Raw genomic sequence first — 18,327 nt, forward strand, 5'->3', positions numbered from 1 at the left:
TATATATAATACCCAGGGTGTGTCTGACAGGAATCTGTTCCTGCCAGACAATATCCCTGTGGGCTTCAAAAAATTGTTTTCTCTTACATACGATCCGGTGCAGAGAATCCAAGAAGATCAATACTTGTCTCAAGCACTCTTCTTGTAAGCTGAAGAAGCTGAATGAAAGATTCCTTCTGTGCCTGATTCTCCTCGCTTAAGATCTTCGTTTCATGATAAAAACTGTTGAATGCGTTGGATACCTCATAAATGTATGCACAGATCTTGTGCGGTGCTTTTTCCTCAAAAGCATTCTCAACCATTGCCGCAAAAGCGGAAAGCTGAAGCATCAGGTTCTTCTCGCTTGCATTTACAGCCGGAAGGATCTTACCTGTACTTAAATCTCCGCCTTCCTGTACGTAACGGTTCAGGATGGATTTAATACGAACGATCGTATAAAGGATATAGGGACCTGTATTTCCCTCAAAGGAGGTGAAACGGTCAACATCAAAGATATAATCCTTGGTAGCCTGGTTGGAAAGATCTCCGTATTTGATTGCGGAAAGACCTACGATCTTGGCTGTTTCCTTGGCGTCTTTGTCTTTGACACTGCGGTTCTCCACGATCTTGCGGTACATCTCCTCATCGATGTCTGCGATCAGGTTCTCCAGACGCATAACGCCGCCCTCTCTTGTCTTAAACGGCTTGCCGTCTTTTCCGTTCATGGTACCGAAACCAAGGAAGGAAAGCTTCGTCTCCGGCTTCACAAGACCTGTTTTTCTTGCACAGCGGAATACCTGGATAAAATGCAGCTCCTGACGTTTATCAACAACGTAAAGGATCTCATCCGGCTGGAAAAGCTTCATACGCTCCACGATCGTCGCAAGATCTGTGGTTGTATAAAGGGATGCTCCGTCAGATTTCAGAAGCATACATGGCGGGATTTCCTTGGTGTCACTCTCTTCTTTTACATCTACAACGAGGGCACCCTGATCCTCATATGCAAAGCCACGTTTCTTCATATCCTCTACCATATCCGGGATATATGGCTGTGCATCGGACTCTTTTTTCCAGAGGTCAAAATCCACATTCAGGTTCGCGTAGTTTCTCTTCAGGTCTGTTACGGACACATTCATGATGTGGTTCCACAACGCCATATAACCTCTCTTACCCTGCTGAAGAAGGTGAGTAGCCTCAAGCGCCTCATTACGGTATGCCTCATCCTCTTTGGACTTGCCGCTGGCACATGGATAGATCTCCTCCAGCTCGCTGATGGTAAACGGCGCTTCTGCCGGATACTCACCGGTAAAACTGTCATCAAAATATACAAGCTCCGGTTTTCTGTGTTTCAGCTCTGTGATGATCAGTCCCATCTGAAGACCCCAGTCTCCAAGATGCACATCACCGATCACCTTATGTCCTACAAAACGTCCGATACGCTTAATACTCTCTCCGATGATCGCAGAACGAAGATGTCCTACGTGAAGCGGCTTGGCAACGTTTGGTCCGCCGTAATCAATGATAATGGTCTTCGGATTCTTGGCTGTCTCAACAGAAAGCTTCTCATCCTCTGCCATCTTATTCATATATTCTGCAACAAACTCCGGCTTCACATCCAGATTGATAAATCCAGGCTTTACAACCTCTGCCCTGGAAAATATCTCACTGTCTTTAAGCTGTGCTACCACATCATCCGCGATCATAAACGGTGCCTTGTGGTATGTCTTGGCACCGGCCATTGCACCATTGCACTGATACTCACATAAGTCCGGTCTGTTGGAAACAGTAACCTTACCGTATGCCGGATCATAGCCAGCTTTTTCAAATGCTGCGGAAAGCTCTTCCGCCATCTGTTCCATAATCTTCTTCATGTTCCAAAACTCCTCGAATCTTCATTTCTCTGTTATGATTTATAATGTGACCTTTCTTGCACAGGCAACGGCAAGAGCACCGTGACCAATGTGGCAGGCAACACTTAAGGAAAGAGGATCCATATGGATCTCCTGTCCCGGGAATACTTCCTGGATCTCTTTCTTAAATTCCTCTGCTTCTTCCGGGTTTCCTGCATAAGCAGCCTCAAGGCACATCTCGCCCTTCGCTACGAACTCCGGAAAACGTGTCTCCCAGTCCTTCTTCATGGCTTTAAGCATGGCACGCTTCGCCTGCTTCTTGCCACGGACCTTGGCATAAGCATCCAGCTTCTCTCCCTGGATTTGCAATACCGGCTTCAGGTTCAGAACTGTTCCGATCGCTGCTGCCGCCGGTGTGATTCTTCCGCCTTTCTTAAGGTATTTCAGAGTATCCAGTGTAATATAGATACTGGAATCAAATTTCTGATCAGTAAGGATTTTCTTGATCTCTGCTGCGCTCTTTCCAGCTTCCGCCAGCATCTTCGCATCCAGAACAGACTGTCTCTGTGTCACGGAAATTCTCTGGTTATCCACTACCAGAACACGTCCATCATAGTCTGTAGCCAGTCCCATTGCTGTAGAACAGGACGCACTGAGCCCGCTCGACATCGGGATATGTACGATCTCCTCATAATCTCTCAGAAGCTTATCCCAGAGATCACAGAGTTCTGCCGGACTTGGCTGAGATGTTGATATCGGTTCATCCTGTTTTAGTTTCTCATAAAACTCTTCCTGTGTAAGAGTGACACCTTCCAGATACATTTTTTCGTTAATAAAAAACGGCATTGGGATCACATAAACGCCCAGCTCTTCTGCCTGAGCCTGCGTGATGCCGCTGTTACTGTCAGTCACAATGGCGATCTTGCCCATTTTCTCATCCTCCTATAAAAAGCCATAACGATAGTGTATCATATTTTTTTCTGTACCACAATTGGAAATTTTCCATGAAAAACAGCTGCCATATATTTCATACAGCAGCTGTTTCATTATTATTTATAAAAATATCTGAATCTGACCTGGCTATTACTCCATCTCTCTTATAATTTTTCTTACAGGAAGTACGAAAGTCGGTGAAACAGAAAGCTCGTCCAGTCCCATCTCCACGAATCTCTCTGTGAGTGTGGTGTCCGCTCCAAGCTCACCACAGATTCCTGCCCAGATGCCCTCCTTGTGTGCGTTATCCACAACCATCTGGATCATGCGGAGAACTGCCTCATGATGAGAATCGTAAATGTTATCCAGTTTTGCGTTCTGACGGTCGATCGCCAGTGTGTACTGTGTCAGGTCATTCGTTCCGATACTGAAGAAGTCAACCTCTTTTGCAAGAAGGTCACTGATCATTACAGCAGCCGGAGTCTCGATCATAATACCCTGCTCCACATCATCACGGAACGGGATTCCCTGCTCCTTCAGCTCTGCCTTGACCTCGGCTACGATTGCCTTGATCTGCTTCACTTCTGTTACGGAAATGATCATCGGATACATAATGGAAATATTTCCAAACATGCTTGCGCGGAAAAGTGCTCTAAGCTGTGTCTTAAATACCTCCGGGCGGTCCAGACAGATACGGATCGCACGATATCCCATAGCCGGGTTATCCTCATGCGCCATATTGAAATAATCGATCTGCTTGTCCGCTCCAATATCAAGAGTACGGATGATAACCTTCTTTCCGGCCATATTCTGTGCAACGGTTTTGTAAACCTGGAACTGCTCTTCCTCTGTCGGATAATCTTCTTTCTCAAGATATACGAACTCACTTCTGAAAAGTCCGATACCCTCTGCATCATTAGCCAGTACATTTGCTACATCGCCTGTGCTTCCGATATTCGCATAAAGATGAAGCTTACGCCCGCTCTTGGTTACGGTTTCTTTTCCCTTGAGTTCTTTGAGCATTGCACGCTGCGCGATCTCATCTGCACGCATATTCTCATATTTCTTAAGTGTTTCTTCGTCCGGCTCAACGATCAGGTTTCCGCTCTTTCCGTCTACGATGGCCGTTTTTCCGTCCATAGACTCATCGTATTCGATATTGATCAGTGCCGGAATGTTCATGGTTCTTGCAAGAATCGCTGTATGTGAATTAGAAGAACCTTTTCTTGTGACAAAAGCAAGCACCTTGCTCTTATCCATCTGTACAGTCTCACTTGGTGCAAGATCCTCTGCTACTACGATCACCGGCTCAGACGCCTCAAGGTTTCCGTCACCGTGACCGGAAAGTACACGTACAAGACGATCTGAGATATCTTTTACATCGGCAGCTCTTGCCTTCATGTAATCATCGTCCATCTGTGCAAACATGGATGAGAAGTTATCGCCAGTTGTTGCAACAGCATACTCTGCGTTTACAGACTCTGTGCGGATAATGTTATGAATGGAATCCAGATAATCATCATCGTCTAACATCATCTGATGAACCTCAAAGATTGCCGCTCCGGACTCTCCAACCTCCTGAAGAGCCTTGTCATAAAGCTTCTGAAGCTGTGCTACGGCCTGCTCTTTCGCTGCCTCCACACGCTTTACCTCTTCTTCCGGATCCTCCACGTGAACACGTTTTACGCTGGTGTCAACCTTCTGGAGGATTGAGATCTTGCCAATGGCAATACCGGAAAATACAGATTTACCTTCCAAAACCTTCATGAAATTATCTCCTTCTGATATATATATTTGCCCACTTGCGATGTATTATAGCACACACCCCCATACTTCTGCCATGATTTTTTTGCGTTCCTGTAAAAAACAGTAAAAAGAAAGACATGCATGTCTCTTTCTGAAATTTCAGAAAAAAACCTGCATGTCTAACAGATCACTATTCGCTGCGAAGTGCATCGATCGGGTTTAAGTTGGCTGCTTTTACAGACGGAAGCAGACCGAAAATCAGACCGATCAGCATGGAAAATACCACCGAACCTATGATAGCCGGAACACTGATGGCCGTTGGCGCCCCGGAAACCTGAGCCACCACCCTGGACAGTATGATTCCCAGTATGACACCTATGATTCCTCCAATACTGGTCAGCACCGAAGCCTCTGTGAGAAACTGACCAAGAATGATATTTTTTCTCGCCCCAATGGCTTTTTTAAGGCCAATCTCGCTGGTACGCTCTGTAACAGATACCAGCATAATATTCATAACACCGATGCCACCTACAAGAAGAGAAATACTTGCGATCCAGATCAGCTGCTGATTGGTGCTCTCGCTGAGCTTCTGCAGGTTCTTGACCTTTTCCATGATATCCTCTGCCTTGTATTTAAAATTTGTCTTGTTTTTCTCATTCTGAATTCCGTTGTTCAGCACATCCTCTGCTGCCTTACCTACGGCACTCATGGTATCTGTGCTGTCCGCACGAACGATCACGTTCTGCGGCTGATCGAATTTAAATGCGATCGGCCAGGTAGCATCCGGGATCATCACACTTCCCATGATCGTCTGGGAATACTCCTCATACTCGGAAAGCGTGTTGATCTTCGGCATGTTATCTTCACTCTGCGTGATCACACCTACGATCGTATATGGCTCTGAACCGATCTCGATCGTTTTCCCCACCGGATTCTCACTTCCGAAAATATTCTGTGCAGCATTGGAATCTACAAGCGCAACCTTGCGATAGCTGTCATAATCCTTCTGCACAAAACCTCTTCCTGACTGAACCAGATATCCCATGGTTTTCAGATAATTCGCATCGATTCCATATACGGTTCCTCCCTGAAAGCTTGTGTTCTTATAATAAACACTGGCAGACTGGCTGCTGTAATAAAATGTAGAGCTGATTACATGATCCAGGTCAGCAAGTGCAGCCTTCTGCGAATCAGAAACAACCGGAGGCGTTGCCGTACTTCCATAGGAACCATAGTCCATGTCATAAGCACTGTCTCCATCATAAAGCAGAACCTGAACCGTGTTATTTCCGGAACCGATGAGATCCTCCTTGATCTGTTCACTGGTTCCCTTGATCGTAGATACAATTGCAATAATTGATGCAATACCAATAATAATACCCAGCATGGTCAGAAAGGATCTCATCTTATGTGACCATATTCCCTGAAAAGCCAGGCGTATATTTTCAAGCATGAAATTTCTCCTTCCTGTTATTGATTATACATGTCATCCAATGTAACTTCTTTTGTTTTGGCACCTTCCTGTACGGTATCCCCATAAGGGAATGCCAGAAGATCATCCGATTTCAGACCAGATGTTACGACTGCATAGTAGCCACTGTTTACAATACTTCCAACTGTAACCTGCTGTTTCTTTAAAGTTCCGTTATTGTCTTTATAAACATAGCTGTTTCCATGTTCTGTCCGGATAAAAGCTTTCATCACAACGAGACTTCCTTTTGCAAGTTTATTAGACTGCAGAGTTATGGTCACATAATCCTGATCTGTGAACTGCAGGGACTGATCTGTGATCTCCGCATTAAATGTATAGTAAGATACATTAGGATTGGAATCTCCTCCATAAGAAAAATTGTTGGAGGAATCCACCGGATAGTCCGATACATTCAAAACTCTGGCCTCGAAGCTTCCGGAATCATAACTGGTGCACTGAAGAAGCGCGCCCTCCTGCATCTGATCCCTCATCAGCTCACTGACTGTACCGGTTACATAGAATCCATCCTTACTCTTTACTTTAAGAAAAGCATCTCCATTGTAAGAACCGGTTGCCTCATCGCCAATATATGCAACTGTTCCATCCAGCTTACTTGTCACAAGTTTGTTCTTTACCTTATTTTCAAGTTTGGTGATATTCAGATTATTTTCTTCAATATCAAGCTTCAGACTTGATATCTTATTCTTCTGGATCTTGATGGCATCCTCTCTTGACATGGCACTACCATCTGTACTGTCATCTCCGTCTCCTCCATCACCCGGAATATCATCATCACCGGAATTGTTATCATACTTTGATGCTCCATCCAATGTAAATTCTGTCTCTGCATACATATAAACAGGTTTTTCCAGAAGGCTTCCATCAATAAGATAATATCCTGTACAGGATAATTTCCTGTCATTGAAATCTGCAATGGTGTCATTCTCATGGAATTCCAGCTGGAACCAGCTTCCGCCTTCCTGTACTACCTTTGTTCCATCGTCACTGTAGCCGGCCATACGGTTAAAGAAAGATCCCATAACTGTAACTTTGCCTTTGGCACTGCTTACCAGAAAAACATATGGATCTTCCTCTGTACCAGTACCTGTAAAAGGCTCAGATTTATAATCCAGTTTCTGATAAAATTGTGGCTCACCGTCTGTAATTCCCGGAATTCCCGGTTCTGTATAATCCGGATTTTGAAGTTCATCAGGTCCTAACGTTGGCGTTGGAGTCGGAGATACTGTCGGTGCATCATCTGTTCCTGAATTCCAGTCTGCTCCTCCATCTGTAAAATCACTGGCTGAAGGATCCTGAAAAGATGGTCCGGCAGTGGCATCATCGGAATCATCTGTAACATTATCGGATGACTGATTACTGTCGCTACTAAAATCTCCGGAAGATGTATCCTGTGAAAGATCCTCCGCACCCTGGGAAGCATTATCTGTAGTTTCTGTTTCGTCTGACTGCACAGTTTCCGCTGCCTGTACAGCTGTGTCGGATGACGCTTCCGTAAAAGCACTGAGAAGCAGCGGATGAGATGCAGATGCCAGATAATTTCCATCTGCCACAGATGCAGCTGATCCGGTTATTGACTGCATGGAATCATCTCCGTTTCCATCAGATCCTGCATCAGATGAACTCATTTCATCATCACTTCCTGTTTCATTGCCTACTGAATCCAGCCCTGTATCATCTGTACCGTCTGTATCATCCTCAACAGGGCCTCCGTTCTGAAGACTTACAAGACGTTTCTGTGCCTTGGCAAGATCCTGTTCCTGTTTCTGCAGTTTCAGTTTTGCAATATTCAGTTCCATCTCTACAAGAGTCATGTCAAAAGAGATCAGATTGTCTCCTTTTTTTACATCGTCACCCTGTGAAACATATATCTTATCAATGATCATATCCTTATCCATGTTTACATTCTGGGTAACATTGGTAGTAATGGTTCCGTCCAAAGTTGTTTCAGAATACCAGTCCGTCTGCAGATTGCTGACACTTGTTACCGGTACTTCTGTTACCTTGGATTCTTTTACATGTCGCAGGCCTGTGTAGATTCCTCCCACAGCAAGTACCACGATCAGCACACCTGCAATGACTCTCTTCACAATTTTCATGTTATCACCTCTTTTCCTGCAGCTCACCATCACGGATGGTAACAACTCTCTTGGCATGTGCTGCAATCTCAGGGTCATGGGTGATCATCAGTACAGAAACTCCTTCATCATTCAGTTTTTGAAAAAGTTCCATAACCTGTGCTCCGGACTTCGTATCCAGCGCACCGGTAGGCTCGTCGGCCAGCAGGAGTTTCGGATTGTTCACAATAGCTCTTGCAATGGCAACCCTCTGCATCTGTCCTCCTGATAACTGGTTCGGCTTGAAATTCACTCGTTCTGCAAGTCCAACTCGTTCCAGTGCCTTCAATGCTCGTTCCCTGCGTTCTTTTTTGGGAACTTTCGCGTAATTCAGAGGCAATTCCACATTGGTAAGTGCACTCTGCCTTGGAAGAAGATGAAAACTCTGAAATACAAAACCGATCGTCTTAAGGCGGAGATCTGACATCTCATTCTCAGAGCATTTGGCGATATCTTCCCCATTCAGGAGGAATGTACCTTTGGTCGGCTTATCCAGACATCCGATAATATTCATCAGTGTGGTCTTTCCGGAACCGGACGGCCCCATGATTGCAACATATTCTCCCTCCTCCATAGAAAAATTCACGTCCTTCAGTACAGGAACTGTCATTTTACCCTGCTGGTAATCCTTATATATTCCTTTTAAATCCAAAATCATTCTGTCGGTGCTCCTTCCATCGGAACAAGATCATCTCCAGAAGAAATATCATCGGTAACATCCGTCATATCACTGTCTGATGTTCCATCTTCGATCATCTCCGGTTCTTCTCCATCACTTTCCAGATCTCCATAATCTGCATCAGAACTATCTCCATAATCCTCTTCGCTGTCCCCGGTATCGTACATAGCCGCAGTAGTCTGGCTGGTAGTTCCTTCTACCACAGAAATTCCTTCTTTCAACTCATCTGTCGGAAATGCGATCTTATCTTTCTCAGTAAGGCCATCTGCAATCTCATATTCTGCAAGATTCTCATCATACTGCCCCAGTACAACGCTTCTCTTCTCCAGTTTATTATTGTCTCCTGAAACCCATACATAAGGGTTATCTGTATCTGCATCAACAATAAAATAGTCATTCAGCCAGATACCGATCTTTTCTTCATCCTGACCTTCATCTGCTTCAATATAAACATGCTGTCCAAGCATCAGGCCGTCAGAAGAATCCAGATTCACATAAAAAGGATATGTACTGGAGGATGTCTGATCATCGCTTGAACCGGACATTCCATACATAGCCATGTCTGAGCTCTTATTCTCAGTAGAATTATCCATGTCCACAGCCCCCATGGTTCCTTTCCATGTCTTTGATGAATCTACTCTGGACCGGATGATCACAGGTGTTCCCTCAATAATGGAATCTCTGTTTATCTCATTTACTGTTCCCTTTACACGATAAGCACCTGTACTCAGGATCGTGATAAAAGCATTGCTGGAACTGTCCCCGGAACCGGAATCTGAAGAATCTCCCTCTGTAAGTGTATCATTCACTCCCTCAGATTCATCTCCGCCCATCTTGGAAGTATCGATCTTCTGGATCACTCCATCAATCTCGCTGCGGACCTCCGTGTTCTGAGTTGCCTGAGAAAGTTTCTCAATCTCTGCCTGTTTGCTCTTCTGATCGTACTCGTTCTTCTTGAGATTCATTTTCTGTGTTTCGATTTCTATTGTATAGGAAAGCTGATTGTCTGCTGTAGCCTTCTTTTTCTCAGTTTCCAGTGTAGTGATCTGATCAGAGATACTTAATGCCTCATTCTTCAGACGATCCAGTGCCAGCTGTGCTTCCTGGAGACTCTGTTGAATGCTTCCAAGATCATACTGGAAAAGAAGCTGTCCCTTCTTCACTTCCTCACCTGTTTTTACCTGCACTTCTTTTACCTTCCGTCCACTCTCAATCTTTACCTGTACAGTCTCCTGCGGTTCCACCACACCGGCATACCGGTTTTCCACACCCGAGTCTGTCTCTGAAAGCTTACTGATTTTTGTTACGTATACAGTATTATCACTGCTTCCGGATTCTGTACGATGTGTATAATAATACCAGCCACCAGCTCCAATGCCCGCTGCCAGTATAAGAATTCCGAGAGCAATTAAAATGCGTTTTTTCATATCTGTCCTCTTTTCTCAGCAAAATGACAAAATTACCTGCTGCCTAATCATCATAGCAGATAAAGTCCAAAAAGAAAAGTCTTTGCCAAAAACGATGCAGTTTTCACAATTTTTTCACCGTTTTTTCATAAAAATCGTATAGTTTTAATACATTTTTGACTTTTCAGTCAACATCTGATAAAATGGATAGTGATTTTTTTGAAAGGAAAGAACGATATGAAGACAGTGAAACATCTGCTGGCTTTCTTTTTTGTTTTTCTGGCCGTTTTTGTATGCGGCTGCTCCCACTCAGCAAAAACATCTGCAGAGAAAGCAATCGAAAAAGATCTGAATCTTCTGAAAAATCTGGATTCAGAAACAACTATGAAATATATATCGTACCAGGAACTTTTCCCGGATTCCGATGACAGCACCGAACTCTCCGATGATATAAAAGAAGTTTTTTCACTTTTTTTCCGAAACTTCGACTATAAGATTAAGGATATCTCTGTTGATCGGAACCAGGAAACTGCTTCTGCCCATGTGCAGCTTACAACTTTAAATGCAGAAGCTCTTGCTAAAGATTTTATCTCCACGAGCCTCAAAGATGAAATACTGAAGACCGCTTCCGGTGAAGAAGCTTCTGATGAAAATATGAGCTCACTGGAACAGCGCTATCTGCTTTTGCACAAACTTCTGAAAGCCAACACCTACAAGACTATTGAGCATACCACTTCCATTCAGCTGACCAACCATGGTTCTTCCACTGAGCCTGATTGGGAGATCACACACAGCTCATCACTTGAAAACGACCTGGTCGGCGGTCTTATTACCTATCTGTCCGATCCCGACCTTGTTCCACCTGATGAAACGCTTACCATCTATCTGAAAACTCTTCAGGAAATGGACGTACAGCAGATGGCGGCTTATCTCGGGCTGGATTCTATCCTGAACACCTCAGATCCCGCCAAAAACGCTATTGCTTCTGCTCTTATGAAACAATTTCATTCCTGCTTTAATTATAAAGTAACAAAATCTTCTGTTTCCGGATATCTTGCAGAGGTTGATGCGGAACTGACTACTTTTGACAGCGATTCCATTCTCACACAGTATGAAAATGAGCTGAATACATATCTGGCTTCTGCAGACGCAGTGATCGATGGTTCACAGAAACGCTATGATAAATCCCACGAGCTGCTTCTTGACAGCATCGAGAACAATCAGGCAACAGTCACAGCTACTGCTGCTTTTCATCTGACAAACGATGGAGCTTCCTGGAAGCTGGAGGATGCAGGCACAGAGCTTGGGAATGCGATCTTCGGAACTCTCACTGCTTCGCCGGTTCCGGAAGCTGCTTCAGAAGCCACTGAGACAGATATCGATGCTTCTGACACTGACAGTGCAGATAACGAATGATTTTTTTAATTGAATTATTTCTTTTTAAAAAAACTCCCGCGGAAATCCTGACTTTTCCGGATCACAACGATCCTGAGGCCAGGTTTCCACGGGAGTTTTTTCGGTATTTTTAATCATACTCCTGATATCAGTTTTATAAACAAAAGTGCCAGCACTATCAGAATGATCGGACGGATGATCCTGCTTCCGTTCTTCATGACCATTCCGGCTCCTGTATAATGACCGGCAATGGAAAATACAGATGCTGCAATTCCCAGCGTGATCACGATCTTTCCGCTGAGCAGAAATACCACAAGCGCGGCCACATTTGACGAAAGATTGGTAAGCTTCATGGTTCCGGAAGCTTTTGCCACACTCATCTTCGCCGCACCGGTATACAGCAGCAGAAGAAAGGTTCCTGTTCCGGGACCGTAAAATCCGTCATAGCATCCCACCACAAGGGAGCAGAGTGCACAGATCAGTATCTGTTTTTTTCTGACAATGTCACCGCCCTGCTCATCCATGTTTTTCTTTCGAAGTACATAGAAAGCAACAATGGGAAGTACCGGAATCAGCATGTATCTCAGAAGCTTATCACTGGCAATAAGTGCCAGATGTGCTCCTATTGTTGATCCCAGAAGTGCCATGGGAATACACGGCAGTACAAGGATCCAGTCCACAAAATTGTTTTTGCACAGACGGATGGTTGAGATCAGCGTTCCTGTTGCTGAGGAAAGCTTATTCGTAGCTACCGCATTATGTACCGGAACTCCGGCTAAAAGATAAGCAGGCAGGGAGATCAATCCTCCGCCGCCTGCTACAGCATCTACAAATCCGGCAAGAAATACAAGTGGACAAACGATCAGAAATGTATAGATTGTCGGCTGCATATCTATTTACTCTTCCTCTTTTTCCTCCTTCTCCGGCTCAAGGTCAAGTCCCAGCTCATGAAGCTGTGCCTCGCTTACCTGGCTCGGTGACTGAGTCATCAGGCAGGACGCATCCTTAACCTTCGGGAATGCGATAACATCACGGATGGTATCTGCTTTTGCCATGAGCATAACAAGTCTGTCAAGGCCGTATGCCAGTCCTGCGTGAGGCGGAACTCCATATTTGAAAGCATCCAGAAGGAATCCGAACTGCTCATGTGCGGCTTCTTTTGTGAAGCCAAGTGCCTCAAACATTCTCTCCTGAATATCATCCTGATGGATACGGACACTACCGCCACCAATCTCATTTCCGTTGAGAACGATATCGTATGCTTTTGCACGAACCTTACCCGGATCTGTGTCGAGAAGCGGCAGATCCTCTTCCATAAGCATGGTGAACGGATGATGCATAGCTGTGAAACGGTTCTCCTCCTCGCTCCATTCAAGAAGCGGGAATTCTGTTACCCATACGAAACGGTATTCGTTCTTGTCAAGAAGGTTCATCTGTTTTGCAAGCTCAAGACGAAGTGCTCCAAGTACATCATATACAAGCTTTGTCTTGTCAGCAGCAAAAAGAAGAAGATCTCCCGGCTTACCATCCATTGCTTTTACAAGAGCATCCATCTCTTCGTCCTTCATAAATTTGGCAAAAGAAGATTTTCTGGTTCCGTCTTCTGCAATGGCAATGTATGCAAGACCTTTTGCGCCGTAGCCCTTTACGAACTCAACAAGCTTGTCGATCTTCTTTCTCGGCATTGCACCCTGGCCTTCTGCGTTGATACCACGAACACTTCCACCATTCTCCAGAGCACCTGTGAACACACCGAAACCACAGTCTTTAACAATATCGCTGACATCATGAAGTTCCATACCGAAACGCATGTCCGGCTTATCAGAACCGAAACGGTCCATAGCTTCCTGCCATGTGATTCTCTGGATTGGAAGCTTCACATCGATATCAAGAACTTCTTTGAACAGGAATGCAAGATATCTCTCATTTACATCAATAACATCGTCAACATCTACAAAAGAAAGCTCCATATCGATCTGTGTGAACTCCGGCTGACGGTCAGCACGAAGATCCTCATCACGGAAACATCTTGCGATCTGGATGTAACGGTCAAAGCCGGAGCACATCAGAAGCTGTTTATACAGCTGCGGAGACTGCGGAAGTCCGTAGAAGCTTCCCGGATGAACACGGGACGGTACCAGATAGTCTCTGGCTCCCTCCGGAGTACTCTTTCCAAGCATTGGTGTCTCGATCTCAAGAAATCCCTCTTTTGCGAAGAACTGTCTTGTGAGCATGGCAACCTTGCTCTTCATCATGATATTTCTCTGAAGATCCGGTCTTCTTAAATCAAGATAACGGTATTTCAAACGGATCTCATCCTTTGTCTTGCTGTTCTCCTCGATTGGGAACGGCGGTACATCTGCCTCTGCAAGAACGCGGAGATCTTTTACACGGAGCTCGATCTCACCTGTTGCGAGATTCTCATTTACAGCTCCTCCTCTTTTCTCTACAGTACCGGTTACAGCAATTACAAACTCGCTGCGGAGTTTACCTGCTTTTGCAAAGCCTTCCTCATCAATGCTTCCATTCTCAAAAATCAGCTGCATGATTCCGGAACGGTCACGAAGGTCAACAAATACAAGACCTCCTTTGTTTCTGGCTTTCGCCACCCATCCCATTAATGTTACTTCTTTTCCGACCATCTCTGTGGTCACTTCTGCACATCGGCAGGTTCTGTGCAGTCCCTGCATGCTTTCAGCCATCTCTTTATCCTCCTCAGACTGTGATAGTCTTTTTTATAAAAATTAATCCCTGTTAAAGAACTCTACAAATTCTGTATAACCATCTGCCGCCAGCTGGTCCTTCTGGAATTTTTTGTTCTTTTTCATGATAGAGATATTGATCTGTGTACCGGCACTTCTCTCCTCTGTAGCCTGTTTCAGAATGTTCAGAAGCTTGTCAGCCGGCATGTTCTTCTCGATCAGATATGCCTTCTTGCCATTCTTTGTGGGAATCTCATATCCTCTCTCAAGAAGAAGCATGACAATTCTCTCAAATCCAATGGAAAATCCGCAGGCACAGGTATTGTTTCCGGTGAATTTACCGATCATCTCATCATAACGTCCGCCGCCGCCAACGCTGCCGCCGAACTCATCCATGGAAATCTCGAAGATCGGACCTGTATAATAGGACATTCCACGTACCAGTGTCGGGTCAAAGGACATCTTGAAATCTGCAGTTTTCACAGATTCCACTGTGTTGATGATCGTCTCAAGATCATCTGCAATACCTGCATCCAGAACATCTGCAAGCTTCTCTTTAATATAGAGGACACCCTCAATATCATTGGTGATCTCACGGAAAAGTCCAAGATAAGTATCAATGCTTTCTTTTGCAAAGCCCTCTTTCTCAAGCTCCTCCGCAACTCCCTCAATGCCGATCTTGTCCATCTTATCAAGAATGATAAATACTGTGTCAAAGCTCTCTGTCGGGAATCCGCTGTACTGTGCCATTGCTTTCAGGATTCTTCTGTCATTGATACGGATCGTAAAGTTATGGAAATCCAGTTTTCCAAGAAGAGTTGTTGTTGCAAGTACAAGCTCGATCTCTGCAAGATATGTCGGCTCACCCAAAATATCAATATCACACTGCATAAACTGGCGGAAACGGCCTCTCTGCGGACGGTCAGCTCTCCATACATTTCCCATCTGAAGTGCCTTAAACGGAGCCGGCAGCTCATTTGCATTGTTGGAATAATATCTGGAAAGCGGTACTGTCAGGTCGTAACGAAGTCCTGAATCTGTGAGATCGTTTTCACATGTAGCTGTATCCAGTTTCAGCTTCTCGCCTCTCTTCATAATCTTGAAGATCAGCTTCTCATTCTCTCCACCCTGCTTGCTGCAAAGGTTCTCAATATGTTCAACACAAGGAGTTTCAATTGCGGAAAATCCAAATGTTCCGTATGTCTCCCTGATCATATTCATCACATAGTTACGGATTGCCATTTCCTTCGGTAAAATATCCTTCATTCCTGTAACCGGTTTTTTCTTTAATGCCATTTTTTCCTCCTTTATGAATAGCCCTCTGAAATGCAAGAAATACCTGCATATCGAAGTTTTTAATCTCTTCAATCATAAGCCTTAAGACTTCCTCATTCTCAAGAGCCTTCCTGTATGGTCTGTCTGAGCTTAACGCTGCATATACGTCACATACTCTTAAGATCCTTGCGCCCATGGGAATCTCTCTGCCTCTTTTATTGCTGGGATAGCCACTGCCGTCAAAGTTCTCATGATGATAAAGAATACTCTCCAGCACATACTCCGAATAGCCCTGATCTTTCAAGATCTCATAGCTTAACGTCGAATGCATACGGACATATTTCAGCTCCTCGATCACCATCGGATTCTGTTCCTGTCCGTTAATATATCCCTCCAGCTTCAGTTTTCCGATATCATGCAGCATTCCGGCAATCGCCAGCTGATAACATTCTTCCTCGGGAAGTCCAAGCTCCGTGGCCACATCATATGCAAGATTACTGACTACAGCTCCATGCTTAAGCTCCGCAAAAAGGTCCACCTCAAGGATCCTCTCCTGCGAGTTTTCCTGTATCTTCTGTACACCTTCCAAGGATCGTCTCTCCTTTCAGTCTACAGCCATTTCTCAATACCTGCGCGTTTTCTCTCGATCATCTCATCAATACGGGCAATATAATTCGTAACATCCTTCACATTCTCTACCCGCTCGATTCTCTGTCCATGATCAAACACAAGCTTGGAGGAACCACCTGCACCCAGTGCAATGATCGGCTGCTTTTCCTCCATAATCAGTATATTGTAAATTCCCGCTTTGTCAACCTCGGAATAACCTACGTTCTCGAAATTTCCTTTCATATTCTTCTGCCTGTACAGATAATACGGACCCATTCCCATCTCGTAGGCTGTTTTCATCGTCAGGTTCATGATCTCCTGATTATTCTCAAAAGTCATTTCCTGATATTTGTCGCGGAAGATATTCAGTCTGGCCGCCCGCTTGACAGCCAGGGAATGTACAGTCAGACTGTCCGGTCCGAGAGCTTTTACCTCATCCAGCGTGTGCTGTACCTTTGTAATATCTTCTCCCGGAAGACCAACGATCAGATCCATATTGATGTTGCCAAAGCCGGCCTGTCTCGCCAGATGAAACGCATTCTTTGTCTGCTCTACTGTATGACGTCTTCCAATAATATCCAGCGTTTCCTGATTCATTGTCTGCGGATTGACAGAAATCCTGGTAACCGGAAATTCCCGGATAGCCTGAAGTTTCTCCAGAGTGATGCTGTCCGGTCTTCCTGCCTCAACTGTAAATTCCTCCAGATTCTCACATGGAAAATATTTGGTGACAGCACCAAGGAGCTTACGAAGCTGCTCCGGTTCCAGCGTAGTCGGTGTTCCGCCGCCGATATAAACCGTATCCAGCTTTCTGTCTGTCATCATCTTGGAAACAGCCTGGATTTCTTTCACCACTGCGTCCAGATAATCATCTACATATTTGCGCCATCTCTCCAGTGGATAAGAACTGAATGAACAGTACAGACAGATACTCGGGCAGAACGGAATACCTATATAAAGGCTGTAACCGTTTTCGTAATCAATATTTTTAAGGATATCCCTTTCTCTGTTCGCGATCGTCACTGCAAGAGCAGTTTTTTCCGGGCTTACCAGATACTGTTCCCGCATATATCTGGCGATCTCCGGATTTTTCATTCCGGATTCCAGCATTCCCATTGCCATCTTCACAGGACGGATACCTGTAAGGTTTCCCCAGGGAAGGGTTTTTCCGGTGACTCTGGAAAGCATCTTATAAAGCGCATATTTGATCGCATCTTTATATTTTCTTCGAAGATCATGGGAAGCTTCGCAAGAAATAAGGGCATCCGAAGCTTCTCCACTGGATTGCCCTTCTGTCACAGCCCCATGAGCTGTTTCTTTCTCTATTCCATTACTATAACTGACAGCATAGCCTTCCTCATCCCGTGAAACCCGGAAACGGATATCATAATCCGCTCCATCCTCCTCATAAAGAGAAGTGATCTCACTTCCGGGATAAAACGCTTTGATCAGCTCATACACATCATGCTCAAAATCTCTGTTCTGAAATAAAATGCCAATCTTATACAAATGGATTATACCTCTTTTCATAACCGATCGTTGTGGATGTATCATGCCCCGGAAAAACCTCTGTATCCTCAGGCAGTGTATCCACAAGTCTGTGAAGGCTCTTCACGATTTCAGCGGAACTTCCTCCCGGAAAATCTGTCCGGCCCACAGAGCCATGAAACAGTGTATCTCCGCTGAAAAGTACGCCTTCGTCTTTTATATAATAGCAACAGCTTCCCTTGGTATGGCCCGGTGTATGAAGCACCTGAATGGAAAAGCCCGCTGTCTCAAAGATCTGTCCGTCGTCCAGAAGCACATCCGGTTTCACAGAACAGGCCTTCCGGTAGATCGTCATATTGATCGACGGATCCTGAAGCATTTCTTCCTCCTGACGGCACGCATAAACAGGAATCTGATATTTCGTCTTCACATCTTCCACAGCCATAATATGATCGAAATGGCCATGCGTCAGAAGGATTCCCACCGGTTTGCCCTGCATGTCATTTACTTTCTGAAAAACTTTCTGTGCATAATCACCCGGATCCACAATAAGCAGCTCTCCGGTTTCTTTATTCTTCAGGAAATAACAGTTCGTAAATACCTGTCCCAGCACACACTGCTGCATTTCAAGCTTGCTCATAAAATCTCCTCCGTTTGTC

14 protein-coding genes are annotated in these 18,327 nt (G+C 44.8%); 1 reads left to right on the top strand and 13 read right to left on the bottom strand.

Translation table 11 applies throughout. The annotated features are described in order from the left end of the window. Window positions 1-83: 83 nt before the first annotated feature. The 7 genes from argS to WMO28_RS00715 form a co-directional block, all read right to left on the bottom strand. On the bottom strand, window positions 84-1,850 hold the full coding sequence (gene argS / locus WMO28_RS00685; RefSeq protein WP_349055783.1) for an arginine--tRNA ligase: 1,767 nt from the start codon (window positions 1,848-1,850) through the stop codon (window positions 84-86). A gap of 39 nt (window positions 1,851-1,889) precedes the next feature. Then, window positions 1,890-2,759 carry a DegV family protein gene (locus WMO28_RS00690; RefSeq protein ID WP_178643484.1) on the bottom strand — a complete coding sequence of 290 codons (870 nt, stop codon included), beginning with the start codon at window positions 2,757-2,759 and terminating at the stop codon, window positions 1,890-1,892. Window positions 2,760-2,912: 153 nt separating this feature from the next. Beyond that, on the bottom strand, window positions 2,913-4,529 hold the full coding sequence (gene ptsP / locus WMO28_RS00695) for a phosphoenolpyruvate--protein phosphotransferase (RefSeq protein WP_349055784.1): 1,617 nt from the start codon (window positions 4,527-4,529) through the stop codon (window positions 2,913-2,915). 169 nt (window positions 4,530-4,698) lie between these two features. Beyond that, window positions 4,699-5,961 carry an ABC transporter permease gene (locus WMO28_RS00700; RefSeq protein ID WP_349055785.1) on the bottom strand — a complete coding sequence of 421 codons (1,263 nt, stop codon included), beginning with the start codon at window positions 5,959-5,961 and terminating at the stop codon, window positions 4,699-4,701. Window positions 5,962-5,978: 17 nt separating this feature from the next. Next, a complete protein-coding gene (locus WMO28_RS00705) occupies window positions 5,979-8,096 on the bottom strand; it encodes an efflux RND transporter periplasmic adaptor subunit (RefSeq protein WP_349055786.1) in 2,118 nt (705 codons plus the stop codon). 4 nt (window positions 8,097-8,100) lie between these two features. Beyond that, window positions 8,101-8,772, bottom strand: a complete 672-nt coding sequence (locus WMO28_RS00710; protein WP_119240375.1) for an ABC transporter ATP-binding protein — start codon at window positions 8,770-8,772, stop codon at window positions 8,101-8,103. Beyond that, on the bottom strand, window positions 8,769-10,220 hold the full coding sequence (locus WMO28_RS00715) for an efflux RND transporter periplasmic adaptor subunit (RefSeq protein ID WP_349055787.1): 1,452 nt from the start codon (window positions 10,218-10,220) through the stop codon (window positions 8,769-8,771). The genes WMO28_RS00710 and WMO28_RS00715 overlap by 4 nt, the downstream gene beginning before the upstream one ends. A 216-nt stretch (window positions 10,221-10,436) precedes the next feature. On the opposite strand from WMO28_RS00715, the gene WMO28_RS00720 reads away from it, so the two are divergent. Continuing rightward, the gene (locus WMO28_RS00720) at window positions 10,437-11,615 is read left to right on the top strand and encodes a hypothetical protein (RefSeq protein WP_349055788.1); all 1,179 of its coding nucleotides are present in this window, start codon (window positions 10,437-10,439) and stop codon (window positions 11,613-11,615) included. Between the two features lie 113 nt (window positions 11,616-11,728). Here the strand turns inward: WMO28_RS00720 and WMO28_RS00725 are convergent, their stop codons facing one another. From WMO28_RS00725 to WMO28_RS00750, 6 genes are read right to left on the bottom strand one after another with little or no spacing between them, the layout of a single operon-like run. Continuing rightward, window positions 11,729-12,484: a TSUP family transporter gene (locus WMO28_RS00725; protein ID WP_349055789.1), complete on the bottom strand. Its 756-nt coding sequence runs from the start codon at window positions 12,482-12,484 to the stop codon at window positions 11,729-11,731. Window positions 12,485-12,490: 6 nt separating this feature from the next. Beyond that, entirely contained in the window at window positions 12,491-14,296 is a 1,806-nt protein-coding gene (aspS, locus tag WMO28_RS00730; protein ID WP_178645329.1) for an aspartate--tRNA ligase, read from the bottom strand. Between the two features lie 42 nt (window positions 14,297-14,338). After that, a complete protein-coding gene (hisS, locus tag WMO28_RS00735) occupies window positions 14,339-15,592 on the bottom strand; it encodes a histidine--tRNA ligase (RefSeq protein WP_349055790.1) in 1,254 nt (417 codons plus the stop codon). Next, a complete protein-coding gene (locus WMO28_RS00740) occupies window positions 15,525-16,160 on the bottom strand; it encodes an HD domain-containing phosphohydrolase (protein WP_178645331.1) in 636 nt (211 codons plus the stop codon). The genes hisS and WMO28_RS00740 overlap by 68 nt, the downstream gene beginning before the upstream one ends. Window positions 16,161-16,180: 20 nt before the next feature. Beyond that, a complete protein-coding gene (gene hemZ, locus WMO28_RS00745; RefSeq protein WP_178645332.1) occupies window positions 16,181-17,710 on the bottom strand; it encodes a coproporphyrinogen dehydrogenase HemZ in 1,530 nt (509 codons plus the stop codon). Then, window positions 17,682-18,308 (bottom strand): MBL fold metallo-hydrolase, encoded by a 627-nt coding sequence (locus tag WMO28_RS00750; protein ID WP_178645333.1) that lies wholly within the window; start codon window positions 18,306-18,308, stop codon window positions 17,682-17,684. Before WMO28_RS00750 ends, hemZ begins: the two co-directional genes overlap by 29 nt. Window positions 18,309-18,327: the final 19 nt, after the last annotated feature.

The organism is Blautia aquisgranensis (genome assembly GCF_040096615.1).
Taxonomy (GTDB): domain Bacteria; phylum Bacillota; class Clostridia; order Lachnospirales; family Lachnospiraceae; genus Blautia_A; species Blautia_A aquisgranensis.

Excerpts from the sequence above, each read along its gene's own strand:
- argS (WP_349055783.1), bottom strand. The coding sequence starts at position 1,850 with ATGAAGAAGATTATGGAACAGATGGCGGAAGAGCTTTCCGCAGCATTT.
- WMO28_RS00690 (WP_178643484.1), bottom strand. The coding sequence starts at position 2,759 with ATGGGCAAGATCGCCATTGTGACTGACAGTAACAGCGGCATCACGCAG.
- ptsP (WP_349055784.1), bottom strand. The coding sequence starts at position 4,529 with ATGAAGGTTTTGGAAGGTAAATCTGTATTTTCCGGTATTGCCATTGGC.
- WMO28_RS00700 (WP_349055785.1), bottom strand. The coding sequence starts at position 5,961 with ATGCTTGAAAATATACGCCTGGCTTTTCAGGGAATATGGTCACATAAG.
- WMO28_RS00705 (WP_349055786.1), bottom strand. The coding sequence starts at position 8,096 with ATGAAAATTGTGAAGAGAGTCATTGCAGGTGTGCTGATCGTGGTACTT.
- WMO28_RS00710 (WP_119240375.1), bottom strand. The coding sequence starts at position 8,772 with ATGATTTTGGATTTAAAAGGAATATATAAGGATTACCAGCAGGGTAAA.
- WMO28_RS00715 (WP_349055787.1), bottom strand. The coding sequence starts at position 10,220 with ATGAAAAAACGCATTTTAATTGCTCTCGGAATTCTTATACTGGCAGCG.
- WMO28_RS00720 (WP_349055788.1), top strand. The coding sequence starts at position 10,437 with ATGAAGACAGTGAAACATCTGCTGGCTTTCTTTTTTGTTTTTCTGGCC.
- WMO28_RS00725 (WP_349055789.1), bottom strand. The coding sequence starts at position 12,484 with ATGCAGCCGACAATCTATACATTTCTGATCGTTTGTCCACTTGTATTT.
- aspS (WP_178645329.1), bottom strand. The coding sequence starts at position 14,296 with ATGGCTGAAAGCATGCAGGGACTGCACAGAACCTGCCGATGTGCAGAA.
- hisS (WP_349055790.1), bottom strand. The coding sequence starts at position 15,592 with ATGGCATTAAAGAAAAAACCGGTTACAGGAATGAAGGATATTTTACCG.
- hemZ (WP_178645332.1), bottom strand. The coding sequence starts at position 17,710 with ATGAAAAGAGGTATAATCCATTTGTATAAGATTGGCATTTTATTTCAG.
- WMO28_RS00750 (WP_178645333.1), bottom strand. The coding sequence starts at position 18,308 with ATGAGCAAGCTTGAAATGCAGCAGTGTGTGCTGGGACAGGTATTTACG.